The organism is Microcystis sp. LEGE 08355 (assembly GCF_015207185.1).
Lineage (GTDB): Bacteria > Cyanobacteriota > Cyanobacteriia > Cyanobacteriales > Microcystaceae > Microcystis > Microcystis panniformis.
The window spans coordinates 1-3,829 of the sequence record NZ_JADEXI010000455.1; the positions used below are offsets into that span (position 1 = coordinate 1).

The 3,829-nt window shown below is 49.9% G+C and carries 3 protein-coding genes; 2 read left to right on the top strand and 1 reads right to left on the bottom strand.

Features of this window, described 5'->3' with window-relative positions; translation table 11 throughout:
- On the top strand, positions 1-2,310 hold a 2,310-nt coding region (gene infB, locus IQ242_RS19065), incomplete at its 5' end, for a translation initiation factor IF-2 (RefSeq protein ID WP_193961049.1).
- Between the two features lie 127 nt (positions 2,311-2,437).
- Positions 2,438-3,007, top strand: coding sequence for a low-complexity tail membrane protein (locus tag IQ242_RS19070; protein ID WP_193961050.1), 570 nt, complete (start codon positions 2,438-2,440; stop codon positions 3,005-3,007).
- 1 nt (position 3,008) lies between these two features.
- Here IQ242_RS19070 and IQ242_RS19075 read toward each other — a convergent pair whose 3' ends face one another.
- Positions 3,009-3,740, bottom strand: a complete 732-nt coding sequence (locus IQ242_RS19075; RefSeq protein WP_193961051.1) for a carbonic anhydrase — start codon at positions 3,738-3,740, stop codon at positions 3,009-3,011.
- Positions 3,741-3,829 lie beyond the last annotated feature (89 nt).

Here is a 3,829-nt window from a genome sequence, read left to right on the forward strand (position 1 = left end):
AAACTGGCGGAACCAACTAGAGAAGTGCGGGAGACGGTGGAATTGAAGCGCCCGGTTCGCCCTGGTATGCCCGCTAAAATCTCGGCTACCGGCGAGGAAGAAACCGACACCACCAAGAAATCTGGTGTTGATGGCACAGAAATCGATACAGATACCGGATTGCTCGGAGCAGACGGGCCCAAAAAACTCAAACGACCGACCATGCCCCCTCGCATGGCTAAAAAATCTAGCTGGGAAGAGGAAGAAGAAGAAGAGAAAAAAGCGGCCAAAACTGCCAAAACTGCTGGCAAAAACAAACGCCGCACCCAAGCTCTCTTTGAAGATGATGATGATCTAGAATCGGAACTATCCGGGTTAATCAATAGCCCCAGTTTTACCCTTTCCACTGCTCGTCCCCCCAAACCGCCCAGCGCTAAGGCTGCCACCCCTGGCACCCCAACAGCAGTCAAAGTTAAGCGGCCCAGTAAACCAACCGCCCACACCGGCAGTCCGAAAAGCGAGCGCCAAGAACCCCAAGAGGAAAAACGCCCAGAAAGCATCGTCATCACTGGTAGTCTCACCGTGCGAGACCTCTCGGAATTGATGAAAGTCCCGGAAACCGAGATCATCAGAACTCTATTTTTTAAAGGGATGGCGGTTAATATCACCCAAACTCTCGACGTGGACACGATCGAAATGATCGCCAGGGACTTCGAGATGACCGTGGAAACCCCCAGCACCCAGTCGGCGGCAATCAAAACCACGGAAATGATCGATGTCTCCGACTGGGAAAGTCTCCAGCGTCGTCCCCCCGTCGTCACCATTATGGGTCACGTTGACCACGGCAAAACCACCCTCCTCGACTCGATCCGCAAAACCAAAGTCGCCCAGGGGGAAGCCGGCGGCATCACCCAGCACATCGGTGCTTACCACGTCGATGTGGAACATAACGGCAAACCGGAACAGATTGTCTTTTTGGATACCCCCGGCCACGAAGCTTTTACCGCTATGCGCGCCCGTGGGGCGAGAGTCACCGATATAGCGGTGCTGGTGGTGGCCGCCGATGATGGTGTACAACCCCAAACGAAAGAGGCAATTAGTCACGCCAGGGCCGCCGAAGTCCCCATCGTGGTGGCGATTAACAAAGTCGATAAACCTTCCGCTAACCCCGACCGAATTAAACAGGAATTGACCGAACAGGGACTGGTGGCCGAAGATTGGGGCGGTGAGACGATTATGGTTCCCGTTAGCGCCCTGCGGGGTGAAAATCTCGATAATCTGCTGGAAATGATCCTCTTAGTGGCAGAAGTGGAGGAATTAGTCGCTAACCCCGATCGCTTGGCCAAGGGAACCGTGATCGAAGCTAACCTCGATCGCACCAAAGGTCCCGTGGCTACCCTGCTCGTCCAGAATGGTACTCTCCGCGTCGGTGATAGCATCGTCGCCGGTTCCGTTTTCGGCAAAATTCGGGCGATGATCGATGATCGCGGTCAAAAAGTCGAAGCGGCCACCCCCTCCTTTGCCGTGGAAATCCTCGGTCTTAGTGATGTCCCGGCCGCTGGCGATGAGTTCGATGTCTATGAAAGTGAAAAAGAGGCCCGATCAATTGCCGATCAACGGACGATCGAACGACGCAACACCCGTTTACAACAGGCCCTCTCCTCCCGTCGCGTTAGCCTTAGCACCCTCTCTATCCAAGCTCAAGAAGGACAACTCAAGGAACTTAATCTCATCCTCAAGGCAGATGTGCAAGGTTCCGTAGAGGCCATCCTCGGTGCGCTCAAACAGTTGCCCCAAAACGAAGTGCAGATTCGGGTTCTCCTCGCCTCTCCGGGGGAAATCACCGAAACCGATGTGGATCTGGCCGCCGCTAGTGGTGCGGTGGTGGTGGGCTTTAATACCACCCTTGCCAGTGGTGCGCGCGCATCCGCCGATCGGGAAGGGGTCGATATCCGCGATTACAATATCATCTACAAGCTTCTCGATGATATTCAAGGGGCGATGGAAGGTCTTCTCGACCCCGAAGAAGTGGAAGAACACCTCGGTTTCGCCGAAGTGCGCGCCGTCTTCACCGTCGGTCGTGGGGCCGTGGCGGGTTGTTATGTCCAATCCGGTAAACTGGTGCGGAATCGCTTCCTGCGCGTGCGTCGCGGCAAGGAAATTGTTTATCAGGGGGTTCTTGATTCCCTCAAACGGATGAAGGAAGATGCCCGGGAGGTCGCCACCGGTTTCGAGTGCGGTGTCGGTATTTCTAAATTCAATGACTGGAAAGAAGGCGATATTATCGAAGCCTACGAAATGGTCATGAAACGTCGCACTTTATCCAGCTAATTAGACGGTCAGCGTCAGGGAGTCGGGATTCAGTTATCAGTTATCAGTTATCAGTTATCAGTCATAATTCCCCCACTTCCCCACTTCATAATTCATAATTCATAATTTATAATTCTCATTTCCCTCTATGAAATCAGAACCTTTTTTGTGGATTCATCTGGCAGGGTTAGCGGCCTTGCCAATCTTTTTACAAATCGCTTGGATTGGTTTATCTGTGGGCGATCCCTTGCCTTTTCTTTGGCTAGAATGGCTATTTCTAGGAGCGATCGCTATCCTACCCGTCTTTTGGATGCAGTGGACAAAACCTTTTGATATCTTTAGTCTTTTGTTGGTTGCTCTAAAACCGAGTCAACTCACCCCCGAACAGTTAAAAATTCTCTCTCTTTTTAAACGTCCTCGCCATCGTCTTCTTACTCTTTTGGGAGTCGTCCTCTTAATTCTCATCACTTGGCCAATCTACAATTTTGCCCCTCTAGCGGCTGCCGTGGCCGCCTATCTCCCCCAATGGCGGCTTTTAGGTTTAGTAATCGCTGCGATCGCTCTCCTCTTAAGTCACCTATTTCTACAGGTTCCTCTGAGTGTTCTGGGGGTTTTAGCCACTAAGGAAAGTGACTGGACAGCCACCGAAGCTTTAGTTATTGAGCGCATTCCTGAGTTATTTACCATTGTTGGTCTAAAAGTTAATAAAATTATCTAAATTAGCTGAAATGCAGGATTGAGCGCCCGTTTAAGGGTTGAATATTCCTCGCATTACTCGGAAAAATCTCAGCCAATTGTTGCAGTTGTTGGGGAGAAATTTTGATCGCATTTTGCCAGACTAACCAGAGAACATCCTCGCTACAGGGGGGAGTGGACAAAGACCCCCGATATTCATAAAAATCGCTATTTTCTGGCAGTAAAAGCCCGGGATTGACCCAAGTATCGGGGATAATCATTTCAGGAGAAGGTTCTCGGGGCAAATAATCCCAAATGGTTTGTAAATAGGGATTATTTGCGCCGATTTCGGCTAAGATACCCACAACTGCTAAATTTCCCTTCCCATTTCGATGCACTAAATGAATTTCTAGAGGGAAAGACTGACCTTTAATCTGATGTTCGCTGGGATGATGAAAATGGAACTGCAATAAATCCCAAGTTTCGCCGTGAAAACTTATGTTTCCACCTTTTTCGGTATGAACCAAGATTGTACGGCCGTTATGGCGAATTTTTAGGGGTACAGGACGATAATTAAAAGTGGGGTGGTATAGCTCTTTTTCAGTCACTATACTCAGATCGATCGGTGTTTGTTGCTTTCCCGTGGTGCAGAGACGATAATTCCTTGATAATTCGCCCCAATGGTCAATATTTTGATAATTCCAAGTAAATTCTGGATTAATAGCCCCAAAAAGAGCGTGAGAGCCAATAAATTGCAGTAATTCTCGTCTATACATGGTATTAAATCCAGCAATCATCAGATAATTAGGGTTTGCTGAAAAAGTTTTTCCTGGGGGCAGGGTGTAGGGTGTAGGGTGTAGGGTGT